Raw genomic sequence first — 25,726 nt, 5'->3', positions numbered from 1 at the left:
GTTAAAACCGCATAAGTTAAACGGAAAAACTTTTTGACTCCAACTTTTCACAACTGATAAAAAATTTCCACACACATCTGCGGAATGTGGGATAAAAAATTGTCCGCTCTCAAGAAAGCCCCGTGAATGACGTACCAAAAGCCCAAGCGATGACTGATACAGAAGTGGAAGCACTGTTAGATAGCACCGGCGGTTTATTGAAGCTAAAAAATATGGAACACGCCGATGATATCATGTTGGAAGTGGCGGGAATTTGCGATCGCGATCGAGTCACACTCGGCGGCGTCGTCCATACCCGCAATTCCAAAAAATCCCTGAGCACCAACGTCCAAATTACGGATCGCACATTCATTCGAGGGCAAAATCTTAACCCACACCTTTACATTAGGCAACGCAACCAGCATAAAAGCCAAGGTTTGCAACCCAGCTAGAGGGGTCATTCGATTTGAGATTTGAGATGGGAGATTTGAGATTTACTCCATGAATCTGGGAGCTTGAACTTTCATCTCAAATTTTTATCTCTCCACGACATCGGGGGCTTGTATCCGTTTTTTGGCTGGTCACAAATGACAAAGCAATAGATTAATTCGATTGTTTGAAATGCGATCTACCTGTGGAGTATAAACATTCCTTTCCCACCCAAAATATCTTTGAATATTGCATATAACAACCCGATTTAGGATTGGCAAACATCAATATTTATCTCTTTTTTCTTTCTCTGCGCCCTCTGCGGTTCGTTGAAAAAAATCTACTTTACATCAAGCAATAGGATGGCTATAGGCGATCCCACCCAACCCTACAAATCAAAACTCTCTTCACCAATACTTCCCAGTTCCCCGCTACCCAGAAACTCTTCCTCCTCTACTTCCTCACTCCCCGACTCGAAACTTTCCAACACAAACGGCAAACCAGCCGCCATCAAACCCCGTTGAATCAGTTCAGGCGTTTCATCAAACAAAACAAATAGCGGATGAACAGCCTCAGCTTCATCGCTGTAAATATGTCTGTAGCGGTGCGGCATCAGCCATTCGTAACCTTTATCCAGCCAAACCTGAGACTGCCGCCAGCGGCCTAGCAACTCAGAAAACTCTTCGCCCGGACGATGAATGAAAATTAAAATTTCCACTCCAATTTTAACTTTCCATTCAGGATCGCACATCAAAATCGCCAAATCGCAGGGCAAACAAACTGCCTGTCCGGGCGATATACTAGTGCCGCCGCTTCCCGCATACGAAACTCCGTCCCGCAAGCGCGCAATTGGCAAAGGAATGGTAATTAAACTATCATGGGCGCGGCGGATACTCGGAATCATTTCCATGTAAACCCGATATTTTTTCAGCAGGGCGATCGCGGCAGAAGATTCGCTGTACTCTGCTAGTAAGGCCTCGTAATGTGATTGTTTAACAGACATTTTTAAATCAAAGAATAAGTAATTATTAATTGCTGCTAATTGCTAATTTAGTGCTTCTCGTTACCAGAAAGACCCTGGCAATGAATATTTGGAGGCAGAGCCTCCAAATTTTTTTCTCCGTTTAATCGAGGCTATGCCTCCTCCCAATATCTTCCCAGGCAGAGCCTGGGAACGATTGAAATAGTCATTGGTTATGCGTTAATTGCTAATAACTAATAACTAATAACTAATTAGCCTTTTTTACAGCTTCTGGAACACTGCGAACATCGGCAGATACATCGACAGCAAAATCGAACCTACGATACCACCGACGACCACAATCATCAGAGGTTCTAGCATACTGGTAAGTCCTTTTACTGCTTCTTCCACTTCTGTTTCGTAGAAAGCGCCAACTTTCATCAGCATCTTGTCAAGTTCCCCTGTCTCCTCGCCAATTGCCATCATTTGAATAGCCAAAGACGGAAAAACAGCTTGTTCTTGCAAAGCAATACTGATCATGCCACCGCTTTGAATTTCCTGTCTCGCATATTCGATCGCATTAGAGATCGCCTGATTCCCAGCCACATCTCGCACAATTTCCAAAGAATTGAGAATCGGCACGCCCGATCGCGTCAGCGACCCAAATATCACGCAAAACCGAGCCACTGCCGATTTTTCGATCAAATCTCCAAAAATCGGCAACTTCATGGCAATCCTATCAATTTGTAGGTGGCCTATTGGAGTTTTGTAATACATATCGAAGGCAATTTTGAGCGCTATAATTACCCCAATAACTGTCACCTGTTGAATGGGAGGCCAAGCCGTACAAAATGCACTAATTGCCAACATAAACACCGTAAAAGCCGGCAAATCTGCACCAATATCCTTAAAGATTTTAGCGAAAGTTGGTAGCAAGAATATTGTCATTGCGAAAAAAATCACGATCGCGATGCCAAACACAGTCTTCGGATAAGACATCGCCGAATTAATTTCAGCCTCCGTCTTGTGATTTTTTTCCATCATCACGGCCAGACGGTCTAGGGTTTCATCTAGCACCCCCCCGACTTCTCCTGCCGCAACCATACTGATAAACAGTTGGTCAAAAACATCAGGAAACTTAGCCATCGCCTCTGCCAAGTTTATCCCCTCCTGCACGTCAGCATTCATGCTCCTGAGCGCTCGCTTCAGCTTAGCATTAGAACACTGCTCGTGCAGCACGGAAAGGCATCGAACGATCGCCACCCCTGCATTAAACATAGCTGCAAACTGACGAGCAAAAATAGCCATATCCTTAACAGTAAGACTGGTAAGGTTATACTCGATTTGCTCCTGAATCTTACTGAAATCAAAGCCACCTTTCGGTTTTTCGCGGATAACGTTGGTAGCCACAGCTCACCTCTGAAAATTTATTAAAAGTTATGACTCATCACTCATCAGTCATCAGTTCTTTCTAGGGGTTCCTAACTAATGACTGCTGACTGAATTAATGAGCTCCTACCTTAGGGCCACCAACAGGTGCCGGGCCGATCAAGCGTTCGAGTTCGTCAGCCTTAGAAGCCTTGGCCATTGCGGATTCCCAAGTGACTTTACCGCTCTTGTAAAGTTCAGCGAGAGCCATTTCCATCGTCCTCATGCCCAATTTTGCCCCCATTTGGATTTGGGAGTAAATCATGGGAGTTTTGCCCTCCCGGATCAAGTTAGCCATAGCTGGAGTGTTCACCATGATTTCCATAGCGCAGCAGCGGCCGCCCCCAACTTTTATTACCAAATTTTGGCTGCAAATTCCCACCAAAGAGTTAGACACCTGGGCGCGAACCTGGGGTTGTTGAATCGGCGGGAACACGTCCAAAATCCGATCAATCGTGGCAGCCGCCGAATTAGTGTGCAGCGTTCCCATCACCATGTGACCCGTTTCTGCTGCCGAAATTGCCAGACCGATCGTTTCCAAGTCCCGCATTTCCCCCACCAGAATTACATCAGGATCTTCGCGCAACGCAGCTTTCAGCGCATTAGCAAAGCTCTTAGTATCTTCGCCCTTTTGGCGCTGGTGAAACAAACTCTTGACATTGGGAAACACATATTCGATCGGATCTTCAACTGTTAGAATGTGTTCCGCCCGCGTCCGGTTGACCAGATCCAACAAAGCCGCCATCGTAGTAGTTTTCCCGGAACCCGTTTGTCCCGTCACCAACAGCATACCCCTGGGTCTTTCCGTCAGATCCCGCAAAATCTGCGGCACGCCTAAAGCATCGGCGTTAGGAATCTTAGAAGCCAGAGCTCGCATACAAGCAGCCCAAGCACCCCGCTCCCGGTAGACATTGACGCGAAACCGAGCCAATCCCCGAACGCCGTAAGCGCAGTCGAGTTCCCACTCCATTTCCAACTGCTTGCGCTGCATATTGTTGAGCATTTGGAAAATCAGGATCTGCACTTCCTCAGCAGACAGAATGTCGCCGTATTGCGTCTGAGGAGTTAGTTTACCGCTGACTCGGAAAAATATAGGCGCGCCCGCTTGGATGTGTATGTCCGAACCCCCTTGCTCTACCAGGGACTCCAGTACGTCTTCAATCATCAGACCCATAGATACCTCTCCTCGATCGAGTTGATAGTTATTGACCAATCTAGCTCAGTTAACAGTCAACAGTTAATAGTCAACATTTAACAGTCAACAGTTAACTGCTGAATCAATCCAAAAAGCGTGGCGTCAAGCAGTACGGACAATCCAACATCTCCGGCTTCAATTCCGCCCGACAAGTTTTGCAGGTAAGTCCCTGCTTGCGTTTTGCTTTCATTTCCGCCTCCAGGCCCGAGTCAGTAAACGTCACCCGCTCGACTTCTTCAAAAGTAGTCGCGCCTTCCCGCACCAACTGCAAGCTGTAAGCCAACAACGTTTTCATCCCTTCTTCTACTGCTGCTTCCTTAATTTGCTCTGTGGGAGCTCCTTGAGTGATCAGAGTTTGAAGCCGCTCAGTATTTTTCAGGAACTCGTAAACCCCTACCCGTCCTTTGTAGCCTAGGCCGCCGCACTTCCGACAAAGTTCCTCGCGTTCTGCGAGTTCCTTCCTTTGCTCCACCGGTACGGTGTTGGCTTTGTAAACAGTCAGATCAATTTCTTGAGAAGCCGACAGACCGTACTTGCCGAGTTCTGCTGCAGTAGGCTGGTAAGGAGTGCAGCATTTGTCGCAAACGCGCCGCATCAGACGCTGAGCCAACACGCCCAACAGAGCGGCCGAAACCATGAACGGTTCTACGCCCATTTCCGCCAAACGCGCGACCGCCCCAGCCGCGTCGTTAGTGTGCAGCGTCGTCAGCACCAAGTGTCCCGTCAAAGCAGCTTCCAGAGCCGTTTTTGCCGTTTCCTTGTCCCGCGTTTCCCCCACCAGCATCACGTCAGGGTCTTGCCGCAAAAACGCCCGCAGAATGTTGGAAAAAGTCAAGTCTTTTTCCCGAATTACTTGACATTGGGTAATTCCTGGCAAAGCATATTCGATCGGGTCTTCCGCCGTACTGATATTTACCCCCGGATCGTTCCGTTCCGCCAGAATCGAGTACAGAGTAGTTGACTTGCCCGAACCCGTCGGCCCCGTCACCAAAATCAGTCCGAACGGACGGCTAGCACTCTCTCGCACTAAAGCCAGAGTTTCTTCATCGGAGATTAACAAACCCAAACCCAACTGAGTGCTGGAACTGTCCAAAATCCGCAGCACGATTTTTTCGCCGTACCGCGAAGGCAAGCTGTTCACCCGGAAATCCACCGTGCGTCCCTCAAATACCCGGCGGATGCGCCCGTCTTGAGCTTGTCGGCGTTCGGCAATATCCAGGTTGGCAATAATCTTGAAACGAGCGGTAATCGATGCGACTACCTGCTTGGGAAACCGGAAATACTCTTGCAGCACCCCGTCTTTCCGCATCCGAATCCGCATGAACTCTTCTTGAGGTTCTACGTGGATGTCAGACACCTTTTCCGACAAAGCTTTAGCCAAAATGATATTGACGGCCTTAATTACCGGAGCCGCCTCAGCATCGTCCAAGGTGTTAGCTAGGTCTTCTTGGTCGGCACTCTCCTCTTCGAGGGAGAGCTCGCCAAAATCTCCCTCCCCTAAATCCATCTTTCTCTGCTTTTCGGCTGCTGCTATTTTGGCTGCTACCTTAACTTGGTCGTCTTGATAAGCCGAAGTTATGTCCTGATAGTCGTCAGGCGTAATCACCCGTCGCTGCAAAGCCAAGCCGTGAGGCTGTAAAATCCGCCGCAAATCTTCTATGGCGTTGAGGTTGTCGGGATCTACCATTGCCACTAAAACCGCTGCAGGCTCAGTTTCAGTCTTCGCTACGGGTAAAAACCGACCTTGGTGACAAATGTCGAGCGAAATCTTCAACCCGTCGAGCATAACTCCGAGTTGCTCGTTAGACATTTCGCTCATCTCCGGGTCAAATGCTTCAACCCCGTAGACAATCTTCCGTTCAAACATCTGCTGCTTCTTGTAAAGCCGCAGCAATTCTGGGGGCAACGGCTGCCCGGTAAGGGCTTCTAATACCTCAGTCAACCGCTTACCCGACTTCTGGCTTTCAATTTGAGCTTGCTTCAGTTGGTCGCCGTTGACGTAACCCGCCTGAATCATCTTGTTGAGAGCCGGAGTAAAATTGCTCAGAGCAACTATCGATGTGGAGCGAAACCCCTGGGATGTGTTAGTCATAAAAAACACTCAATAGGTGGGAAACTCAGTCACAAAGAGTGCTGAGAAGAAAACCAACGCGGGGTTTTAACCCCCGTATTCTTTGTTTATGGATCAGCTATCATGTTTTTGCTCAATCCCTATCTCTCAAGTGTAAGCTCGCAGTCCCCTCTAAGCTTCGTCCACAAATTGACGAGACGTTGGAGGGATTTGCCAGTGCTTGCAATCAGATCTTGTTCGTTAAGTGCTAAGTTGCTTACTTACCTGATTAACTTGCGGGATACTCTCGTTATAGCGTCCGGGCACATCACTTGGGGGTTACCTGTACTGGGAGAAAAAAGCGTGGTGGGGTGTGTCGCCTTCGCACGTTCATTCTATTTTCCCAAATTGTTTGCTCAAATCACAGCGCCCGTGGCGGCGCGGTTAGCTGTAATAAATTAAAGATGAGCTATGTTGTGTGATGATGATAGCTTTTACGAAAGTCTCGATCGGTCTTTTGAAATATATTTTGATGAATTATCTGCGATCGGGCACTGCCCGAGCGCCTACATGAGTCTCCAGCACAGATTTTGAGGATCTCTAGTTTTTTGTCAGCCAATATTACTGTGATTCTACCCAGGTGTCCGAATCTTTGTCACCCCGCCCGAAAACGGCTACAAGTTTCCGACAGGAGTCGCCAGCCCCCAAAATTTTCTACTCTTGTTCAAAATCCCAGATTCATCTGTGGGGTAAATCTCAAATCATTCGGCTCAGCGATCGCGGGGAAGTCTCAAATCTCACCTCGGCTGACGTAAGATTGACGGTTCACAAATCTTGGAAATAGGCAAATTAGATATCAATCATATCTACAGATGAGCACCTCCGCGAAACCAGCTAATGTCTCTCCTTTGGCTGGTAACAATTCGAGACTTCAAGAGACTTCGGGGGTATCGAACCCGAGAAACAATAGCCCCAATTCGCATCAAGATTAACAACCTAGTATCTGAGTTACACAAGGAGACAGCTAGCTACTTATCACTAAATACAAATTCTTTTTTCTCCAGACTTGGGAAACTGAGCAAATGGTAAAAATGCAAGCGTTAGCTTGCGAATCAAACAGCCCGACCGATGATAAATTTTGATAAGTTGAAGTCACTATCGTTGTTTTAAGCAAACGTTGAAAAATTAAACCTCCTAATTCGGAAATATTTTAGTAGACGTAATAGCCAAATATTTTTAATAAAACCTGTTATAAATGCGATCGCGTTAATCGAAAATTAGAAAGCAACAAACGTTTAATTGCCCCCCAAATGCGGTCATACTATAGATAAATATCTAAACTGCTCTTTGAATATTTTATTGAAAGCTTTGAGATATGCCTCCACAGCAAGCGAGATTTCCTCATTTCAGATTGTGCCATACACAGTAAATTCGATAACTCTAGATTTACCGGGTTAAACGTATCTGCTAGAATTGATAGGGTTCTGTCGCGCAGCTTTTATGATTGACGAGGAAAAACAGCAAGATCGAGATCCTAACTCAACTGGGGAAACCCCAGAGGGTTCGCCAATGGCAAGCGAAAATCCGCCGGCACCAGCAAACTCGAACGGATCAGCAGATTGGGAGCTCGAACTTGCTCGAGCTTATCAAAGTGCTCAGGCCGATCGCCCGCCAGCAAACGCACCCGGGCCTACCGTCACCGGCAGTTCCACCAACAGCCCGACTGCAGACGCGGCGGAGTCATTGAAGAAGGAACTGGCCCAGGCAACAGATGAAAAAGAGGCTTTAAAAACTCAGTTGCAAGCGGCATCCGCTCAACTAGAAGAGCTGAAAAATCAAAATCTCCGCCTAGCAGCAGATTTTGATAACTTCCGCAGGCGCACCCAAAAAGAAAAAGAAGAGCTAGATTTACAGGCAAGGTGTCTCACGATCAAACCCCTGTTGCCGGTAATAGACAATTTCGAGCGCGCTCGATCGCACATCAAGCCGCAAACCGATGGCGAAATGAACATTCACAAAAGCTACCAAAGCGTTTACAAGCAAATGGTAGATAGCCTCAAGCAAATCGGGGTTTCTCCGATGCGCCCCGAAGGCGAACAGTTTGACCCCAACCTCCACGAAGCTCTACTCAGCGAGCCAACTGACGAACACGAGGAAGGAACAATTATCCAAGAACTAGAACGCGGTTACATTCTGGGCGATCGCGTCTTGCGGCACGCCAAAGTGAAAGTTGCAGCGGCTGGGCTATCTGTGGTAGCCTCAGATGAAAATCCCGATAGTTCGGAAAGTTAATCGGGATACAAGCTACTGCATTCCTCAAAGTCACTAACCCCCGAATTCTATTCGGGGGCCCCAAGGCGACAGATTAACCAAATTCTTAATTGATGACTAAAAGCAGGTCAGCGCTTTCTCAAAAAATTCGGAAAAACGTTTTTACCCGTCTTTGATATTGCCTTAGGACATCTAGTTTATTTCCTACAAATCTGGTCTGGTGATGCTTGTTTGAACAAGCTGAGTCGTTTTTCCTCCCCCAACTTGTAGTTGGAGGTTTCCAAACATCCCACAAAGTTTTATGAGGCGCTATGGGAAAAATTATTGGAATTGACTTAGGCACGACTAATAGTTGTGTAGCTGTGTTAGAGGGCGGTAAACCTGTCGTGATCGCCAATTCCGAGGGCGGCCGCACAACTCCGAGTATAGTAGGATTTGGCAAGGCGGGCGATCGCTTAGTAGGTCAATTGGCTAAGCGGCAAGCTGTAACTAATGCTGTAAATACTGTCTACAGCATCAAACGATTTATCGGACGGCGGTGGGACGACACGGAAGAAGAACGCTCCCGGACTCCCTATACCTGCATAAAAGGCAAAGACGACACCGTTAACGTCCAAATTCGGAACAAGGTTCACACTCCCCAGGAAATCTCGGCAATGGTACTCCAAAAGCTAAAGCAAGATGCTGAAGCTTATTTGGGACAAACTGTTACCCAAGCCGTAATTACAGTGCCAGCTTACTTCACAGACGCCCAGCGGCAAGCTACTAAAGATGCCGGTACGATCGCGGGTCTAGAAGTCTTGCGGATAGTCAACGAACCGACGGCGGCCGCCCTTTCCTACGGGCTGGACAAGCAAAATATAGAACAGAAAATCTTGGTCTTTGACCTGGGCGGCGGTACTTTCGACGTTTCGATCCTGCAACTGGGAGACGGAATTTTTGAAGTCAACGCTACCTCCGGTAACAACCATCTCGGAGGAGATGACTTTGACGACTGCATAGTCCAGTGGCTGGTAGAAGCTTTCCGGACTCAAGAAGGCAGTGACCTCTCACAAGACAAAATGGCCTTGCAGCGCCTCAGAGAAGCTGCGGAAAAAGCGAAAATCGAACTCTCCAACCGGGAATCCACCTCAATCAATTTGCCCTTCATCTCCTCTGACGACAAAGGGCCGAAGCATTTGGAAATGGAACTCTCCAAAGCTCAGTTTGAAAAACTGGTGGCTCATTTGGTGCAAGCGACGATCGATCCGGTGACTCAAGCGCTCAAAGACGGAAGTTTGACCCCGAAAGATATAGACAGAATTATTTTAGTGGGAGGCTCAACCCGGATTCCGGCAGTTCAAAAGGCAATTAGCAAGTATTTTGGAGGCGTTGCTCCTGATAAATCGGTCAATCCCGACGAAGCTGTAGCGGTAGGCGCGGCAATTCAAGCCGGGGTGTTGGGCGGTGAGGTAAAAGATTTGCTGCTGCTTGACGTGACGCCGCTCTCTCTGGGACTAGAAACGTTGGGCGGGGTGTTCACCAAAGTAATAGATCGCAATACAACTATTCCCACGAGCCGATCGCAAATGTACAGCACGGCGGCAGACGGGCAAACCTCGGTAGAAATTCACGTTCTCCAAGGCGAGCGGGCATTGGTTAAAGACAATAAAAGTCTCGGCAAGTTCCTACTCAAAGGCATTCCCCCAGCTCCCCGTGGCGTACCTCAAATCGAAGTTACCTTTGAAATCGATGCCAACGGGATTCTCAAAGTGGCTGCTGAAGACAAGGGAACCGGAAAAGAACAAAGCATCCAAATTTCCAATACAGGGGGATTGAGCGAAACCGAAGTCGAGCGGATGCGACAAGAAGCCGAACTTTACGCCGACGAGGACATCAAGCGCGCTCTACTCGTCGAACTCAAAAATCAAGCTGACTCCCTCGTCTATAATTGTGGTGTAACTTTAAAAACCAACGCGCAACTGCTGAGTGATGACCTCAAGGCCGAAGCGGAAACAGCCGCAGCAGCCTTGCGGGCAGCGATGACTAACCCCGACATCACAGTCGAGGAACTCACGCCCGCAATCGAATCTTTCAAGCAACTGCTATACTCGCTCGGTACCGCAGTCTACGACCAAGCCCGCAGCGGAGTAGCCCCGTCAGGAGCTGTTGTTGAAAGCGAGATGATGTCAGAAGTAGAATCAGAACCACAAGAGGTTAAAGCGGACGACGACAGCATTTTGCTGACAGAAGAGCTGCTGGTGGCGCCCCAAGCGCAGCCGGAACCAAAGCCGGAACCAAAGCCGAAACCAAAGCCAGAACCAAAGCCGGAACCAAAGTCCGAATCAAAGCCGGAACCAAAGCCGGAACGACAGTCAAAACGACAGCAAAATCCACAGTCAAATCCACAGTCAAAACAGAAACCGAAGGTTCCCGAACCGGAAGTTGATGATATGAATCCTTTCCTTTAAAACTGAAAAATTAAAAGTTAAAAATTCTCATTGTTAATTTTTAATTTTTAATCTGTAATTTCAGGAAAGGTCGTCCGTTTCTTTTTCGTACACTTTTTGTTATTTACCTCCAGGCAAGCAGCTCTATGGCCGGTGATTACTATGAAATATTAGGCGTTTCTCGTAGCGCAGACAAAGAAGAAATTAAGCGTGCTTACCGCCGTCTAGCTCGCAAGTACCATCCAGATGTCAACAAAACAGACGGTGCTGAGGAACGCTTTAAAGAAATTAACCGCGCCTACGAGGTACTCTCAGAGCCGGAAACCCGCGCCCGTTTCGACCGGTTCGGCGAAGCAGGCGTCAGCGGTGCAGGCGCTCCGGGTTTCCAAGACTTCGGCGACAGCTTTGCCGATATTTTTGAAAGCTTCTTTCAGGGTTTTCAGGGAGGTGTCGGCGGCCAACAACAGCAAGGTCGCAGGCGGAGCGGGCCGGTGCGCGGAGACGATTTGCGCCTCGATTTGCGGCTGGATTTTCGGGAAGCAGTGTTTGGTGGGGAAAAAGAACTCCGCATCAAGCACCTAGAAACCTGCGAAACTTGCACGGGTACCGGGGCAAAACCGGGTACCAGACCCCAAACTTGCTCGACTTGTACCGGCAGCGGTCAAGTCCGACGCGCTACTCGCACTCCTTTCGGCAGCTTTACTCAAGTTTCAGTTTGCCCCAGTTGCAACGGCACCGGGCAAGTGATTGAGGACAAGTGCGAAACTTGCGGCGGCCGAGGCCAGAAAGAAGTGATGAAAAAGCTGAAAATCACAATTCCGGCTGGGGTTGACAACGGTACTCGCTTGCGCGTTTCTAATGAAGGGGATGCCGGCAAACTGGGTGGACCGCCCGGGGATCTTTACGTGTTCTTGGCGGTGAATGAAGACCCGCTATTTAAGCGGGACGGTATTAACGTTAACTCGGAAGTTAAGATTAGTTATTTGCAAGCAATTTTGGGGTGCCGGTTGGAAGTGGAAACCGTAGACGGGCCGACGGAATTGTTGATTCCTACCGGAACTCAGGCGAATACTGTTCTGACTCTGGAGAAAAAAGGGGTACCTCGGTTGGGAAATCCAGTCAGTCGCGGCGATCATTTGATTACGGTGTCTATTGACATTCCGACTAAGGTGACGGCTGAGGAACGGGAATTGCTGATGCAGCTTGCTAAGCTGAAGGGCGATCGTACCGGTAAAGGCGGTTTGGAAGGATTTCTGGGAAATTTGTTTCAGAAATAAGGAAAAAGTGAGCGCAATTGCGCTCACTTTTTCCAGAAAAATAATAATCTGTGTCGAATTGAACGCAAAATTTCGATAAAGAATAATAATCTGTGTGAATTGGACACAAAATTTTAGATTTTCCAGTTTCCAGGCAACTTGTTTAAAAAACTAAGGCTTTTAGGATTTGAGATTGCAAAAAGCATTATGAGTTCAACATCCAAAATTGAAAATCCTAAATCCCCAGATGCCAAAATCGATCTGCGGGGCACTCCGTGTCCTCTCAATTTTGTCAGGACGAAGCTCCGCTTGGAGCAAATGGCACCGGGTGCTGTTTTGGAGGTGTGGCTGGACGCTGGAGAGCCGATCGAACAAGTGCCCGACAGTCTGAAAATGGAAGGCTACCAGATTCTCGAAACGCAATTTATCGCGGATGAGCCGGATTCCGGTTTTTTTGCCATGAAAGTGCAGCGCCCAGAACACCAGGAAGCAGGATGAGCCTGAATTCGCCCTCGATCGTGGGTACTGTAATTGCTGTTCAGGCTAACTTCTACCAAGTGAGGTTAGATCCCGAGGCCTCCATTGACGGGCAAAATGCTCCCCTCGCTGATTCTCCGATTCTCCTGTGCACTCGCCGCACTCGACTGAAAAAAATTGGCCAACAGGTGATGGTGGGCGATCGCGTGGTGGTAGACGAACCCGACTGGACTGACCGCCGGGGTGCAATTTCTGAAGTCTTCCCGCGCCAAACAGAACTCAACCGCCCGCCTGTAGCTAATGCCGATCGCATTCTCCTCGTTTTTGCCCTCGCCGAACCCGACTTAGACCCCGCATCATTAACTCGGTTTTTAGTCAAGGCCGAATCTACCGGTTTAGAAGTGAGTTTGTGCCTCAACAAATGCGATTTGGTCACGCCCGATGAGTTGGAACAGTGGCGCGATCGGCTTTCAGGCTGGGGCTATGAACCAATGTTTATTAGCGTCCGCAGCGGTGTAGGAGTTAAGGAAGCCCCCGCTAAGGGTAAAAATGAAGTTTATGAATCCGAACCAGCTATTCATGGCTTAGTGGATAAAATACAGCCATCAATGCTGAGTTCTGAGGATAACCCCCAAATTCCAAATTCGGTCAAACCGTTACATCCGTTAAAGCCCTTACATAGCCCGTTGCCGAACTTTCTTCTGGGTCACTTGCAAGGGAAAATAACGGTAATTTGTGGCCCTTCAGGGGTTGGCAAGTCCAGCTTGATCAACCAACTGATCCCGGCCCTGAATCTACGAGTGAACGCTGTTTCCGGCAAACTCGGCCGCGGGCGCCATACGACTCGCCACGTCGAACTATTTGAACTCCCCGGCGGGGGACTGTTAGCCGATACTCCGGGCTTTAATCAGCCGGCTCTCGAATGCGATCCCTCAGAGTTAGCTCAATATTTCCCAGAAGCGCGCCAGAGACTGGCTTTGGGTAGCTGCCAGTTTAGCGACTGTTCGCACCGAGACGAGCCTAACTGTGTTGTGCGGGGCGGTTGGGAGCGCTACGGTTATTACTTGAATTTTCTCGAAGAGGCGATCGTCCGCCAGCAACAAGAGCAAAACTCTAGTAGTGCTGAGGCGAGTTTGAAACAGCAAACCAAGTCGGATGGTACGCAGCAATACGAACCGAAGCTGCAAACTAAAAAATATCGCCGCTCTTCTCGCCGCCTTCAACACCAGTCGCTGCAAGATATGTGTCAAGATTTAGACGAGTTGTGAGGAATTAGTAGATCGCGATCGGTCGATCGACCCCGGAGCACAGTACATTAATAGCTAAAATTAAATGGCCTTAAATTTGTTAAAAAAAGTTCAACAGAAGCCAAGCGCAGCCGGTTATGCAGGAGTAAAAATACTGTGAATATTCAAGAACTGTTTCAAAAAGGCGGCCCCGCCATGTGGCCCCTGTTGGTGTTATCGATTCTATCTTTGAGTACGATTATCGAGCGCTTGTGGTTTTGGGCGAGCCTCCTGAGCAAAGAAAAGCAGATTGTTAACCGCATTCTTGAAGCGGCTCGCAGCGATTGGGGGGCGGCTAACGAGATTGCCAGACAAGCTAACCGACAGCCGATCGGGCGATTTCTTTCTGCACCCCTGCGGCTCTACAATCCCGAACCAGATTTGTTTAGACTCGCACTCGAAGCTGCCGCCGATGAAGAGTTGGCTTCGATGCGCCGCGGTGACAAAATCTTAGAAGCTACGATCGCTCTAGCCCCTTTGCTGGGCTTGCTGGGAACAGTTTTGGGCTTGATTAACTCGCTCAGTTCTATCCGTCTGGGCGACATCGGCACGTCGGCAACAACTGGCGTAACTTTGGGGATTAGCGAGGCGCTGATCACGACTGCTAGTGGGATGGTAGTAGCAATTTTTACCTTGGCGTTTTATCGGATATTTCAAGCTTTTTTGTTCAACCAGGCAAAAATATTTCGCAAAGCTGGGAATGAACTGGAATTGCTTTACAGGCAATACTGGCCTGCAGCTAATGCTAAGGGTCGATCGCCCGGTACAGAATACAGCAATTCTTCCTTTGGTTCCGATGGTTTGAACAGGCGTTCTCTCAATTCTCAAGAATCGGGAGAACGGAACCGGGAGCCGAAATTGAAAGGTTCCGATCCGGCGGAAGATTCACCTTCTAATAATTAAAACTCCTGAGAACTGATGAAGATTAATCTAGATACTCCTGCTGAAGAGGCTCGGATTGAACTGGTGCCTTTAATTGACGTGATATTTTGCATTTTGACGTTTTTTCTGCTGGCCGCTTTGCAACTGACTCGCCAGCAAGCAATTAATGTCGATTTGCCTAAGGCGAAGACTGGACAAACCCAGATGCGAGAGATGCTGATTGTCAGCATTGACGATTTTGGGCAAACTTATATCGACCAATTGCCTGTTAATTACCAACAGCTCGATCGAGTTTTAAAGAGTTTCCAAACCCAAAATCCTGCGGGGTTGATAGTGCTATACGCTCCTCAAAATGCTAGATATTCCAAAGTTGTCGAGGTTTTAGACAAATTGAGAGAGGTAGGGGGCGATAGAGTGGCCCTAGCAACTCTTCCTAGTTCGGCTACCTCCCCGCAGCCGAATCCCTCGCTTCCCAATTCTGGCATTCCTCCGGCACCTTCGATCGGCAATTCCGGTCAACCCCTGCCGTCTCCTGTGGCTCCGAGGCAGCAGCAGTTCAATCCCAATCAGTTTCAATCTCCTCTCCCCGCTCCGGGGCAGCAGCAGTTAAATCCCAATCAGTTTCAATCTCCTCTCCCCGCTCCGGGGCAGCCTAGCAACTTTGGGACAAATCAGGGCATTCCTCCTGTTTCGCCTGCACCCACTGCTCCCAATTTCAGACCCGGAGCGGGCACTCCACCGCAGGATGGCGGCTCATCGAATTAGTTAGAAGGAAGAAGGGAGAACAGAGGAATAGAAATTCTCCCCATCTTCCCCTCTCCCCCTTTTCTCATCTCCCGCTCTCCCCCTCTCCTCATTTTCCAATCTTCCCCTCTCCTCATCTTTCAATCTCCTAATCTCCCGCTCTCCTAATCTCCCGCTCTCCCCCTCGCCGAGAAAAGCTCCGTCCGATTTGGTATAAAGGGCTTCAATTCTTTTGGTTCGTACTGAGCCTTTTTTCTCTTGACAAGTAGATACAGTTGTATATGCCTGCGGAAGGAACTTTTGCAGACATCTTGGCATCTCTATCCCTAAGTAAGTTATTTCCTGGGACAGATGGTGATTTTGTCAAACAATTGTTACCTTTTGTAATATATACTAAAGCGAGATGGGCAATCTGGCATCCCGAAACCAACGCTCTATCGCTGAAACATTTTACAAATCTGGTTAATCCAGGTGTTCACTTTTAAGTCACCTTTACTCACAGAGGAGTCAAAGTCATGAGCCAACCAGCAGAATTGTCTTTGGAACAGCAATTTAGCCTGTGTTCCTTCAAAACACAGGTAAGTGATATGAGCCGCGAACAAGCTCAAGAGTTTTTGGTCAAGCTTTACGAGCAAATGATGCTTCGGGAAACCATGTACCGCCATTTTCTGAAACATCATTGGGGCCTAGAACCAAACCCAGGCGTTGAGTAGCAAAGAGTCGCAGTCGGCGACCTCTGTCTCTTACTCTGTTCCCTCAGGCGGAAAGGAGTTGGGGTGATGGGGCGTCACTCGAAGGCAGAAGGTAAGAAGGCTTTAGTTATCTACCTGAGAAGCCAGAAGCTACAAAATCAAGGGTTTCAGCAATTAACAACGTCCTAATGGTCGGGCGTGGTTGCTATAGAAGGTAGAAAGCATCTGCACAGACTCATCGTCCATCAGAAAACTTTGACAGTTTTTTTCTTGATTCGACTCAATATGGGAAGTCGATCGCAGCAATCTATTGAGTGCTATAGAAAGATACCGCAAAAATAATTTATCGCGGTTCGACTCAAAAATTTGATAATTTTCGATCGTAAGTGTGAAGTTTTTAACAAAATAAAATATTTGTCTTTAGTTACAGCGGATGAGGTTTGACAAGAATGGCGCTAGTCGGACATCTGAGCGGGATCTCCGACTACCAAAACCTTCAATTTTCACATCAAACCCTCGAACTCGCAGGTGGTAACTCTAGAAAAAGCTATTCCGACTGACGTTCCAAAGTAGCCTCCATCGTACTCGTCAAGTAATGACCAGACATGATGCCGCTAGAGTGATAGTAGCGGTTGTGATCGACGCGATGCAGGGTATCAAAACCCGTCCGCCGTTGGCGTTCGTCTCCCAGTACCCAGTAACGCTGGACTATCGACTGGGGAGCAATCCAACCTTCGCCCTCGACCCGACCGAGTTCGCTGTGTTGGAGCACAAAAGTATACTGCCGTTCATCGCTGTTGAGGTGTCCTCGGTACTGCAAAATAATCTCTTCGCGATCGCCTCCAGGAAACACGAGCTTCGTCACCATACTGAACCAATCTGTTCGGTTCCAGCTCACTAAAGTTTTGCCTTTAACCGTAATTGGCACGCCATTGCGCTCAATCCAACTTCCTTCGAGCGTCCATTGGCCCGATTCCATTAAAAACGTGTGAGCCACAGTGCTGTTCCTATGCTTTTCCTGCTGGCTACAATGCTGGTGCAACAACGCACAGCCGTTGTCCCTCAGACTCTATGCTATCACGCCCAACTGTGCCAACAAGAGTTAATTTCCCCTAAAAGTACCGATGTCCGGGCACCAGTAACTTGAGGCAGATTGCCGGGAATGCCCCGAACCCGCCATGCGGCTAAAACCGCGAAAGCGATCGCCTCTTTAAAATCTACACTCAAGCCTGCCTCAGAAGTAGTCAACACTTGCACTGGATGCAATTGAGATTGCAATCGGCGTTTTAAGTAGAGATTGTGGCTGCCGCCCCCGCACAGTAAAACTCGATCGGGCATAGCCGATAAAAAAGTTTGGTAACTGTGAACGATCGACGCAACAGTCAGTTCTGTCAGAGTAGCCAGTACGTCAGCAGGACTGAGGTTGTAACCTTCGGCCTCGACCAAACACCGGTCAAAATAGTCTACACCAAATAACTCTCGCCCAGTAGATTTCGGCGGTGCTTGGCGGAAGAACTCCTGGGCGAGCCAATCCTCAACTAAAGCTTGACAGGGAGTTCCCGAGGCCGCCCAAGCTCCACCTTCGTCGCAAGTCTTAGTGCCGCCTGAGAAGTGCTGCACTGCCAAATCTAACAGGGAATTCGCCGGGCCTGTATCCCAGCCCGAGATGCCATCCCCAAGATTGAAAATCTCTGACTCGTCCTTGTTTTCCCCCTTTCCCGTGGCAGGAAGATAGGTAACATTGCCAATTCCGCCCAGATTTTGGATGCAGAGGCTGATGTTGGGTTCCGCCAGCAGGCAGGCATCAACTATTGAGACTAAGGGTGCTCCTTGACCCCCTGCTGCAATGTCTGCCACTCGAAAGTTACTGACAGTAGTAATGCCTGTCAATTGAGCAATTAGCGCGCCCCGCCCGAGTTGTAAGCTGTAGCCCATCAACCCACTGGCGCTGTCTTTCTGCGCTTTCCCTGCAGGTCGGTGGTAGACGGTTTGACCGTGAGAGCCGATTAATTCGGCTCTATCATATTCTGCTTGAATTGTCAAGGCTGCCGTGGCAAATTCTTGGGCGATGGCATCATCTAATTCGGCTAGTTCAGCCATTGACAAAGCTGAGCCGCTGCAAACCGAGAGAATTTGCGATCGCAAATTAGCAGGATAAGGGAAAGTCTTGCCGGCTACCAATTGCACTTTCAAGTCTGTTTGGGAACCGACCACATCCACCAAAGCAGCATCAATGCCATCCACCGACGTGCCGCTGATCAAACCGATAACGCGGGTCATTAAATTTTAGATTTTAGATTTTAGATTTTAGATTTTCCGGGGGGTTGCCCGATTTATTTGAGGTCGATCGTCACGATCACCACAGTAATATTATCGCGTCCCCCTTTATCCTTAGCTGCTTGAATCAAAGCAGTTGCAGCGCCCTCGCAGGCGCGAATCGACTTCAGTGGCGAAGCAATCAAAGGATCGGACAGTTCCTCAGTCAAGCCGTCGCTGCACAGCAGCAAGCGATCCCCAGGCTGCACGTCCACCGGCAAAATATCTATTTCCCGCACATCATCGCGGCCCAAACACTGGGACAAAACGTGACGCCAAGGATGACTGCGAGCTTGGTCGGGAGTTAGGGCCTTTCTTTTCACAGCCTGAGCCACCCAAGTCTGGTCTTCAGTAATCTGCTCCAAGCGAGAGCCGTGCAGCCGGTACAAGCGAGAGTCTCCGATATTAGCGCACCAAGGTCGGTTTTCATCCCTAAACATGAGAACCACAGCCGTAGTCCCCATATCAGCACGCTCGGGGTGGTCTAGCTGATCCGTCAAAATTGCTTGATTGGCAATTAAAAAAGCCTTTTCCAACAACAGCGGAGAATCCTCAGGCCCTTCCCAATGTTCGAGCAAATAAGATTGAATCGCCTGAGTCGCAATCCGGCTGGCTTCTTGACCTCCGGCGTGTCCTCCCATTCCGTCGGCTACTATGAAAAATCGCCCGTCAGAGTCAATGTAGTATGAATCCTGATTTACTGAACGAACTAGCCCTGTGTCTGTCTTACCTGCGAAAGAGCGTTTCATAGATTGCCTGATTGGACTCATCGAACTTAAAAGCTTGATTGAAGTGGTGCAATGTTTTCTTCCAAAACTTAAATCCCGAAGGGAACTTGAAATTTCTGCCACCTGCGATCGCGAGTTGTGGAAAAATTGTACTACCTTGACCTCATATTGTAGATCGATTTCATGGTAATCCCGTCTTAAAATTTTGGTAAATTCAGTAAATTAAGCACCACGTGCAAAAAAAAACAGGATTTCTACAAAAAATCAGAGGTTTAGCTGGCGAGAAATCTAGGAAGCGACGGGGTTTTTAGCGTCAAAGCGTGTAAGTGCTGTAAATTTTAGCAATGTGTTGTCAGCCAGCCAAAACTTAACATTCGATGTCAAATTTTGGCTGGCGAGAAATTTCCAACCTGAAATTTCAAATCCCAAATTGCACAATTATGACATCCTGTCTAAACGATCGATCCGCTTGAACAAACGCAACAGAGCAAACCCTGCACCCGCCGCCAGCACTGCCACAGCCACAGCCGGCCAGACTTGATTGCTAACAAACAAAATTGTTGCCGACAAAGTAAAAGCACTCATCACCAAAGCATAATTCGTGCCCATTTGAGCGCTGCTCATGCGGCGAAGCAAGCGCTCTGTTTCTGCAGAACGGACGCGAATCCGCAAATCTCCCTGTTCGAGTTTGTCAATAGTCTCCTCAATCCGGCGGGGCAGACTCAAAGCAGTCGAACTCACCTGAGCCGCCTGACGGCCGATTTCGTTAAAAATGCTGCTACCTGTATCAGGGCCATTTCCATTACTCATAAGCTGCATGGCAAAAGGTTGTGCCACCTCCATAAAGTTGAACTCGGGATCTAAACCTCGGCCTACCCCTTCGATGGTAGAAAAAGCTCGCATTACAAAAGTAAAAGTAGCTGGGAAGCGAAAAGGTTGGTTGTAGGCAATATCGTAAAGGTCGTCCGTAATCGCGCTCACCGACTGATTTTCAAAAGGCTTGTCCATGAAGTTGTCCAGCATATACTGGATCGATCGGCGCACCGGACTCATATCACCCGTAGGCACCAAAGCTCCCAACTCGATCAGAGAATCCATAATCCGCTGTCCATCCTTAGAAGCAATGCCGTAGAGCGTCTCCATCAGTCCTTCGCGGACGTTCGACTGGATTTGCCCCATCATGCCAAAATCGTAGAAAATCAGACAACTGTCAGCACTAACAGCAATGTTGCCGGGATGTGGGTCAGCGTGGAAAAAGCCGTCGTTGAGCAACTGTCGCAAATAAGCTTTTGCCCCCAACTGAGCGATTAACTTACGATCGATACCGGCCGCTTCCAAAGCTTCGTAGTGGCTGATTTTAATTCCCGGCAGGTATTCCAAAGTCAGCACTCGCGGAGCCGCGTACCGCCAATAAACCCTCGGCACCCGCACCCAGTCACAGTTGCTAAAATTGCGGCGAAAAGTATCAGCATTCCTGCCTTCATGGAGATAGTCAATTTCCAGCCAGAGAATGCGACAGCATTCCTCATAAATCCCCATCCAATCTCGGCCGTGACCCCACTTAGGATGGTTTTGAAAGTAGCGGGCAATTCCCTTAAGAATTTGCAAATCGATCTCGAACAGCTTCCGCAGTCCCGGTCGCTGCACCTTGACCACCACTTCCGGGCCCGAATGCAGTTGAGCTTTGTGTACCTGACCCAGACTTGCAGCGGCCAGGGGCACCGGGTCAAAGCTGCGGTACAGTTCTTGAACAGTCTTGCCCAAATCTTGCTCGACAATTACCTCTAACTGCTGGTAGCTGAAAGCAGGCACTTTATCTTGCAGCTTAGAAAGTTCCTCGACAAACTCTGCCGGGAACAAATCGGCACGGGTGGAAAATAACTGCCCAACTTTAATGAAAGTCGGTCCCAAATCCAAGAGTGTTTCTCGAACCCAGATAGCTTGAAAGCGGCGTCTGGCAACTTTCTTTTCTTCAGTCACGCCTCCCCAGTAGCTCCAATTTTTGCTGTCGAGCCACAGCGAAGCCAGCCAGAGCAAGACAAAGGCCCAAATGTCGAAGAAGCGCCGCTTCCGGGAGTATTTTTCGCGATTCCAGCGATAAGCTTTACTTTTGTAGGATTTATCAGCAGTTTTTGGCTCATCGCCTGCGCCAGCGAGCTTTTTGGAGCGCTGGCGATTAACAGAGTCATCAAGGAGAGCAGACACTTGGGTTCCCAAATTGCTTATTTTATGTTTTGGCTTTGATTGCAGATAGGAGCGCAGGAGCGCAGTGCTTTGCGCTCGCGTAGTCGTAAATAATAGTTGTGGTCGGATCGAGCGCTAGGGCAAACTGCTGCGGTAGCGCTGCAATTGGGAGCGCACCATTGCCACTTCGGCGCGCAGCTCGTCAATAGTCGCTTGCAGCTCTGCGGGATGAATGTCTTGAATGGTTGTGGTTGCAGTGCCAGTTCTGGTCTGCATTGCCTCATCCGCAGCTTTGTTTGCCCGTTCCACAACTCGATCGGTGAACTGTCGCAGGCGTTCTCTTTGTTCTGCGTCAAATTTACCGAGTTCAGAGAAAGCGTTGGTTGCTGCGCTTTCTAATTGCTCGTACAGTGCTTCGGCAAGTGCTCGGCCTACAAAAAAAGCATGAACTGGGGGTTTACTCATAAAAAATCTCTGTGCGCTTCCGCAACAAATTATAACTTGCTTGTCCCCGATGATGCTTGCTCCCAAAGGAAGGAAGTTTGGGGTAACGGACAATCTCACCCCTTTGTCGGGGATGGGATTCTTGAGAGTTTGAACAGTCAGAGGCGCAATGACTCAGCCAAAAAGCCTGGCTGACATTCGCTGAAATTTGAGGTTGGGGTTGCTTTGTACAAAAATGTTTGCAGCTTGGCAACAGTAATAAACGAGATCACACTACCTCAGCGTCGCGCACGTATTATAACATAATTTAAATCACAATATCCAATAGTCCTGCTTTTTTTTGAGGCGGGCATTTGGATGGCAGAGGTAATAGGAAATATTGGATAAACTCAGACCGCGACTGTTGGAATTTTCCGATTCTACAGAAGGTTTTCTGAGATAGTCATTGGCTAGCAAAAGCATTGTTATCTCCACTACTGAGCCGATATTTTATGGCTCATAAAACCAAGTGTTTGTCCGCACTTGTAACCAACAAAAACAATACTAATTTGTCGCAGGTTCAGGAAAAGGCACAGTGGGATCTGCCACAGGGGGTGGTGAGTAAGGTGCGATCGAACTATCTGAATTGCTGCCACTGCTGCTCGGTATCGCAGGCTCAGGCGATCGCTCGATCGGCGACGCTATTACTGGCGGCGGGGATTCCGAGGGTGGCAAGGTTTCAGGACTAGCACTCTCAGGGGCAGGCGGGGCGGGTGCGGAGGGCGGTTCTGCAGGCAGGGGCGCAACTTCCGGTACTGGTGCGGGTTCTGGTTGGGGTGCTGGCTCGATTTGGGTTTGAGGCTCCGGAATGGGGGACTCAGAAGGCTGCTCTTGTGGCTCTGGCGTCGGGGATGGCTCAGGTTCCGCTTCGGGCTCTGGAGCTGGAGTTTCCGGGGTTGGGATCTCTGAAGGTTCGGCGCTAGTTTCTGAGGGATCGATCGGTTCGGGAATGTTGCTGCTTTCTAAGGGGGGTTTGGGGGGCTTGTTGAGCTCGATCGGGTAGAGAGGGCTGCTTTCGACAGACGGCTGCCGGAACATCGGCCCAGACAAATCGCGGGATTTGAGCAAATCTTCGAGAGATGGGAAGGATTCAATTTGGGGTCTATTGCTGCTGAGACTGCTGCTGTAGCGCCAAGCCAGGTCAAAACCCATCCAGCCTGCAATTGCAGCCGTTACGACAAAGGCCAGCAAAGTCAACGGCAGTGGGGGAGGTGCAGGCAATCGCATAGTTTGCTTGCCTTTTCTGTTTGCTGATACTCGCTCTGTTTCTTGCAGCATGGTGAGCCAATTTTCCACTGTCTGAGGGCGGTTGTGGGGGTCGATTTCGAGTCCCTGAAGGATGGCTCGCTCGATTCCGGGGCTGAGATTGGGCTGAAATTGCCGCAACTCGGCCAGGGGAATGCGATCGCGCAGGGGTGCTGCTACGGGCGCCACGCCGGAGAGTAAGTAGTAGAGGGTGGCTGCGATCGCGTAGATGTCTGTGGCCGGTGTACATTTACCGTCATAGAGGTATTGTTCAATCGGCGCGTACCCGGGCGAGAGCAAGTTAGTGTGCGTTTGTTTGGTGCCGGCGGTAAAGCCGCGGGCAATGCCGAAGTCTATTAACATTACGAGGTGAGAATCGGCTCGCCGGATAATATTTTCTGGCTTGATATCTCCGTGCAGCAATCCGCTGTGGTGAACTGTACTTAAGGCTGAGGCTATTTGCCGAATGTAGTGCAAAGCCTGGGCTTCTGGCAATGGCCGATCGGTTTCTACTATTTGGGCGAGAGTTTGGCCCGGAATGTAGTCCATTGCTATAAAAGACTGTCCGGCTTCTTCAAAAAAGTCGATTACTCTGACGATGTTGGAATGCTGACACCGCGACAGGCGTTGGGCTTCGGCAATAAACTGCTGCTGAAATTGGGCAGATTCTGGGTGTTGGCGCAGGCTTTCGTTGAGGGTTTTGAGTACGACGGTTTGGTTTAAATGGGTGTGGATAGCTCGGTAAGTGATGCCGAACCCTCCTATACCTAAAGTCGCGTTAATTGTGTACTTGCCCTGTTGCAGGACTGTTGCTGGCGCTAAGTTCATCTTCAGTTGATGCCGTTTCCCCAACTATGCTACCGCCTTTGGGTTATTTCGCAGAGTTGGGCGTGAGGTTCGATCGATCAGCGCCCTTGTTTTAGCTTTAGCTCTGCTATGTCTTTAATCTTTGCATCCCCACGTCATTTTATCTGTAGTAGGTATTGCGAAACTTAACGCTACGGCTTTCCAATAAAAATCCCGCTCTTGTGGAACGGGAAAGCCATCAGGGTGCATCTATATGATATGACTCTAACTCATGGGGGGTATAACCCCTCCTTACTTTAGCAACTCTTTACAATTTGCCGATTTTTGTAAAGATTGAGGTTTTATATTGACTTATGAGCAATTTTGTGAATTCATGAATGGCGCTCTTCATCTTGGGGAAATAAAGAGCGTAGAAACTATGATTAAAAATGAAAAACACTATGAATACACTCAAGAATGCGCCCGAAAAGCTGAATATTTCATCTTGAAACTTAAAATTATCAGATAAAGGCATCACAAATAGAATGGTCAATCGCCTACTGATTGAAAATGCTGACATTTATTAAGTCAAAAGAGTTTCCTCTGAATCATCAGAACTCTAAGCTCCCTTACCGTGCTTCGGCAAATGGTGCAGCAAATACCATAATACGGCTATATTTGCGATAAATACCGCTAACTTAATTACCGTGAAACCCTCAACTAACTCATAGATCTCAGGCGGAATACTGATGCCTACTAGCACTAAAACTAAAATTGTAGCCCAACCTTTTTCGTACCATAAACCTACCGCTTCCAAAACAGTTAAAACTGCATAAACTCCGGCAGCTAGTCCGCTAAACAGTAAAGTTTTAGGCTGGATTTGTAGAACTTTGTCTAATAAAAATTCTACAATTTTCAGTTTGGTTTCTAATAAATAGCATTCCGAAAAATCTTCCAAGGCTTGATGATTTTTTAGTGCAAAAAGCAAAGCGAGCGAAGTTACTATCAAGAGGGAAGCCACAAAAGTTTTGTAAAGGACAATTGCGATTAAACCAGGAGCGCGCTGTTTTTTCACCTTAATTCTCGGAATATCAATAAAGTGCGATCGGCTTGTTAGCCTGTTTGGGATTGAAAAATCAAAATTTAGTAGAGTGTGTCAGCAATTAGCTAATCAATTATAGAAAAATAACGCGCTGCTGACGCACTCTACTAAGTTTGAGGATAACGTTCTGCTAAGAAAGAGATAGCAGCAGCCCGATCGCCCAAATCGCCATCCAACCTCGCAGCCAACAAATCATCCAACATTCGCTTAAACCCAGGCCCAGGCTTATAACCCAAAGCCTTCAAATCATTGCCATTCAAAGGCGGCTCAACATTTGCCCACCTGGTGAGATATTCCCAAATTTGGCGGCGTGCACTGCGCGGACTTTGCAGGGCGATCGCAATTAACACCGGCAATTCATAATTCCTCAACAGCAACACCAATTGACTCGGCAACTCGCATTTAGGCAAATTCTCTGCTAACTGCTTCTTTCCGGCTTCCAACACTTCCAGCCGCTTAATGCTGTCAGCAGGTAACTGAAGATTTGCAGCCACCTTGCCGCGATATTCCGGTGCTAAATAAGCTATCAAAACTTCCAGCCGCATCTGCCAATCGGGAATATTGATAATGGGGAATGGGGAATGGGGAATGGGGAATGGGGAATGGGGAATAGGGAATGGGGAATTGTCTTTTCCTTCTTCCTTCTTCCTTCTTCCTTCTTCCTTCTTCCTTCTTCCGTCTTCCTTCTTCCTTCTTCCTTCTTCCATCTTCCTTCTTCCTTCTTCCTTCTTACTTCTTCCTTCTTCCTTCTTCCCTCTTCCTTCTTCCTTCTTCCTTCTTCCCTCTTCCTTCTCCCTTAATAT

General features: G+C 48.5%; 19 protein-coding genes and 2 pseudogenes. 9 read left to right on the top strand and 12 right to left on the bottom strand.

Going from position 1 to position 25,726, the window contains the following annotated elements:
* Positions 1-137: 137 nt before the first annotated feature.
* Positions 138-444: pseudogene (locus tag E5S67_RS24345) on the top strand (saccharopine dehydrogenase-like oxidoreductase); the annotation flags it as partial.
* A 352-nt stretch (positions 445-796) separates the two neighbouring features.
* Here the strand turns inward: E5S67_RS24345 and E5S67_RS24340 are convergent.
* The 4 genes from E5S67_RS24340 to E5S67_RS24325 all read right to left on the bottom strand — a co-directional run bounded on the left by E5S67_RS24340 (position 797) and on the right by E5S67_RS24325 (position 6,084).
* Complete coding sequence (locus E5S67_RS24340) at positions 797-1,411, bottom strand: hypothetical protein (protein WP_172190935.1); 615 nt, start codon at positions 1,409-1,411, stop codon at positions 797-799.
* A gap of 240 nt (positions 1,412-1,651) precedes the next feature.
* Positions 1,652-2,779, bottom strand: coding sequence for a type II secretion system F family protein (locus E5S67_RS24335; protein ID WP_172190934.1), 1,128 nt, complete (start codon positions 2,777-2,779; stop codon positions 1,652-1,654).
* A gap of 94 nt (positions 2,780-2,873) precedes the next feature.
* Positions 2,874-3,971 (bottom strand): type IV pilus twitching motility protein PilT, encoded by a 1,098-nt coding sequence (locus tag E5S67_RS24330; RefSeq protein WP_172190933.1) that lies wholly within the window; start codon positions 3,969-3,971, stop codon positions 2,874-2,876.
* Between the two features lie 103 nt (positions 3,972-4,074).
* Positions 4,075-6,084: a GspE/PulE family protein gene (locus E5S67_RS24325; RefSeq protein WP_172190932.1), complete on the bottom strand. Its 2,010-nt coding sequence runs from the start codon at positions 6,082-6,084 to the stop codon at positions 4,075-4,077.
* A gap of 1,458 nt (positions 6,085-7,542) precedes the next feature.
* Between E5S67_RS24325 and grpE the strand changes: the two genes are divergently transcribed.
* The 8 genes from grpE to E5S67_RS24285 all read left to right on the top strand — a co-directional run bounded on the left by grpE (position 7,543) and on the right by E5S67_RS24285 (position 16,100).
* Complete coding sequence (grpE, locus tag E5S67_RS24320; RefSeq protein WP_172190931.1) at positions 7,543-8,334, top strand: nucleotide exchange factor GrpE; 792 nt, start codon at positions 7,543-7,545, stop codon at positions 8,332-8,334.
* 290 nt (positions 8,335-8,624) lie between these two features.
* Entirely contained in the window at positions 8,625-10,763 is a 2,139-nt protein-coding gene (dnaK, locus tag E5S67_RS24315; protein WP_172190930.1) for a molecular chaperone DnaK, read from the top strand.
* Between the two features lie 125 nt (positions 10,764-10,888).
* Positions 10,889-12,019 (top strand): molecular chaperone DnaJ, encoded by a 1,131-nt coding sequence (gene dnaJ, locus E5S67_RS24310; protein ID WP_172190929.1) that lies wholly within the window; start codon positions 10,889-10,891, stop codon positions 12,017-12,019.
* A 186-nt stretch (positions 12,020-12,205) separates the two neighbouring features.
* Positions 12,206-12,496 (top strand): sulfurtransferase TusA family protein, encoded by a 291-nt coding sequence (locus E5S67_RS24305; protein WP_172190928.1) that lies wholly within the window; start codon positions 12,206-12,208, stop codon positions 12,494-12,496.
* The gene (rsgA, locus tag E5S67_RS24300; RefSeq protein WP_172190927.1) at positions 12,493-13,743 is read left to right on the top strand and encodes a ribosome small subunit-dependent GTPase A; all 1,251 of its coding nucleotides are present in this window, start codon (positions 12,493-12,495) and stop codon (positions 13,741-13,743) included. Before E5S67_RS24305 ends, rsgA begins: the two co-directional genes overlap by 4 nt.
* Before the next feature lie 135 nt (positions 13,744-13,878).
* Positions 13,879-14,664: a MotA/TolQ/ExbB proton channel family protein gene (locus E5S67_RS24295; protein ID WP_172190926.1), complete on the top strand. Its 786-nt coding sequence runs from the start codon at positions 13,879-13,881 to the stop codon at positions 14,662-14,664.
* Between the two features lie 15 nt (positions 14,665-14,679).
* Positions 14,680-15,408, top strand: coding sequence for an ExbD/TolR family protein (locus E5S67_RS24290; RefSeq protein WP_172190925.1), 729 nt, complete (start codon positions 14,680-14,682; stop codon positions 15,406-15,408).
* Positions 15,409-15,902: 494 nt separating this feature from the next.
* Positions 15,903-16,100, top strand: a complete 198-nt coding sequence (locus E5S67_RS24285) for an NblA/ycf18 family protein (protein ID WP_006635253.1) — start codon at positions 15,903-15,905, stop codon at positions 16,098-16,100.
* A 526-nt stretch (positions 16,101-16,626) separates the two neighbouring features.
* Here the strand turns inward: E5S67_RS24285 and E5S67_RS24280 are convergent.
* The 8 genes and pseudogenes from E5S67_RS24280 to E5S67_RS24245 form a co-directional block, all read right to left on the bottom strand.
* A complete protein-coding gene (locus E5S67_RS24280; RefSeq protein ID WP_172190924.1) occupies positions 16,627-17,076 on the bottom strand; it encodes a hypothetical protein in 450 nt (149 codons plus the stop codon).
* 80 nt (positions 17,077-17,156) lie between these two features.
* Positions 17,157-18,359 carry an anhydro-N-acetylmuramic acid kinase gene (locus tag E5S67_RS24275; RefSeq protein WP_172190923.1) on the bottom strand — a complete coding sequence of 401 codons (1,203 nt, stop codon included), beginning with the start codon at positions 18,357-18,359 and terminating at the stop codon, positions 17,157-17,159.
* 53 nt (positions 18,360-18,412) lie between these two features.
* Complete coding sequence (locus tag E5S67_RS24270; RefSeq protein WP_172190922.1) at positions 18,413-19,144, bottom strand: PP2C family protein-serine/threonine phosphatase; 732 nt, start codon at positions 19,142-19,144, stop codon at positions 18,413-18,415.
* A gap of 417 nt (positions 19,145-19,561) precedes the next feature.
* Positions 19,562-21,328, bottom strand: a complete 1,767-nt coding sequence (locus E5S67_RS24265) for an AarF/UbiB family protein (protein ID WP_172190921.1) — start codon at positions 21,326-21,328, stop codon at positions 19,562-19,564.
* 114 nt (positions 21,329-21,442) lie between these two features.
* Positions 21,443-21,772 (bottom strand): DUF6825 family protein, encoded by a 330-nt coding sequence (locus E5S67_RS24260; RefSeq protein WP_172190920.1) that lies wholly within the window; start codon positions 21,770-21,772, stop codon positions 21,443-21,445.
* Between the two features lie 522 nt (positions 21,773-22,294).
* Positions 22,295-23,863, bottom strand: a complete 1,569-nt coding sequence (locus E5S67_RS24255; protein WP_172190919.1) for a serine/threonine-protein kinase — start codon at positions 23,861-23,863, stop codon at positions 22,295-22,297.
* Positions 23,864-24,440: 577 nt separating this feature from the next.
* Complete coding sequence (locus E5S67_RS24250) at positions 24,441-24,896, bottom strand: DUF2127 domain-containing protein (protein WP_172190918.1); 456 nt, start codon at positions 24,894-24,896, stop codon at positions 24,441-24,443.
* Between the two features lie 134 nt (positions 24,897-25,030).
* A pseudogene (locus E5S67_RS24245) lies at positions 25,031-25,726 on the bottom strand (hypothetical protein); the annotation flags it as partial.

The sequence above is a fragment of the Microcoleus asticus IPMA8 genome (assembly GCF_013179805.1).
In the GTDB taxonomy this organism is placed as follows: domain Bacteria; phylum Cyanobacteriota; class Cyanobacteriia; order Cyanobacteriales; family Microcoleaceae; genus Microcoleus; species Microcoleus asticus.
This window is presented reverse-complemented; position numbering and strand designations above follow the sequence as displayed.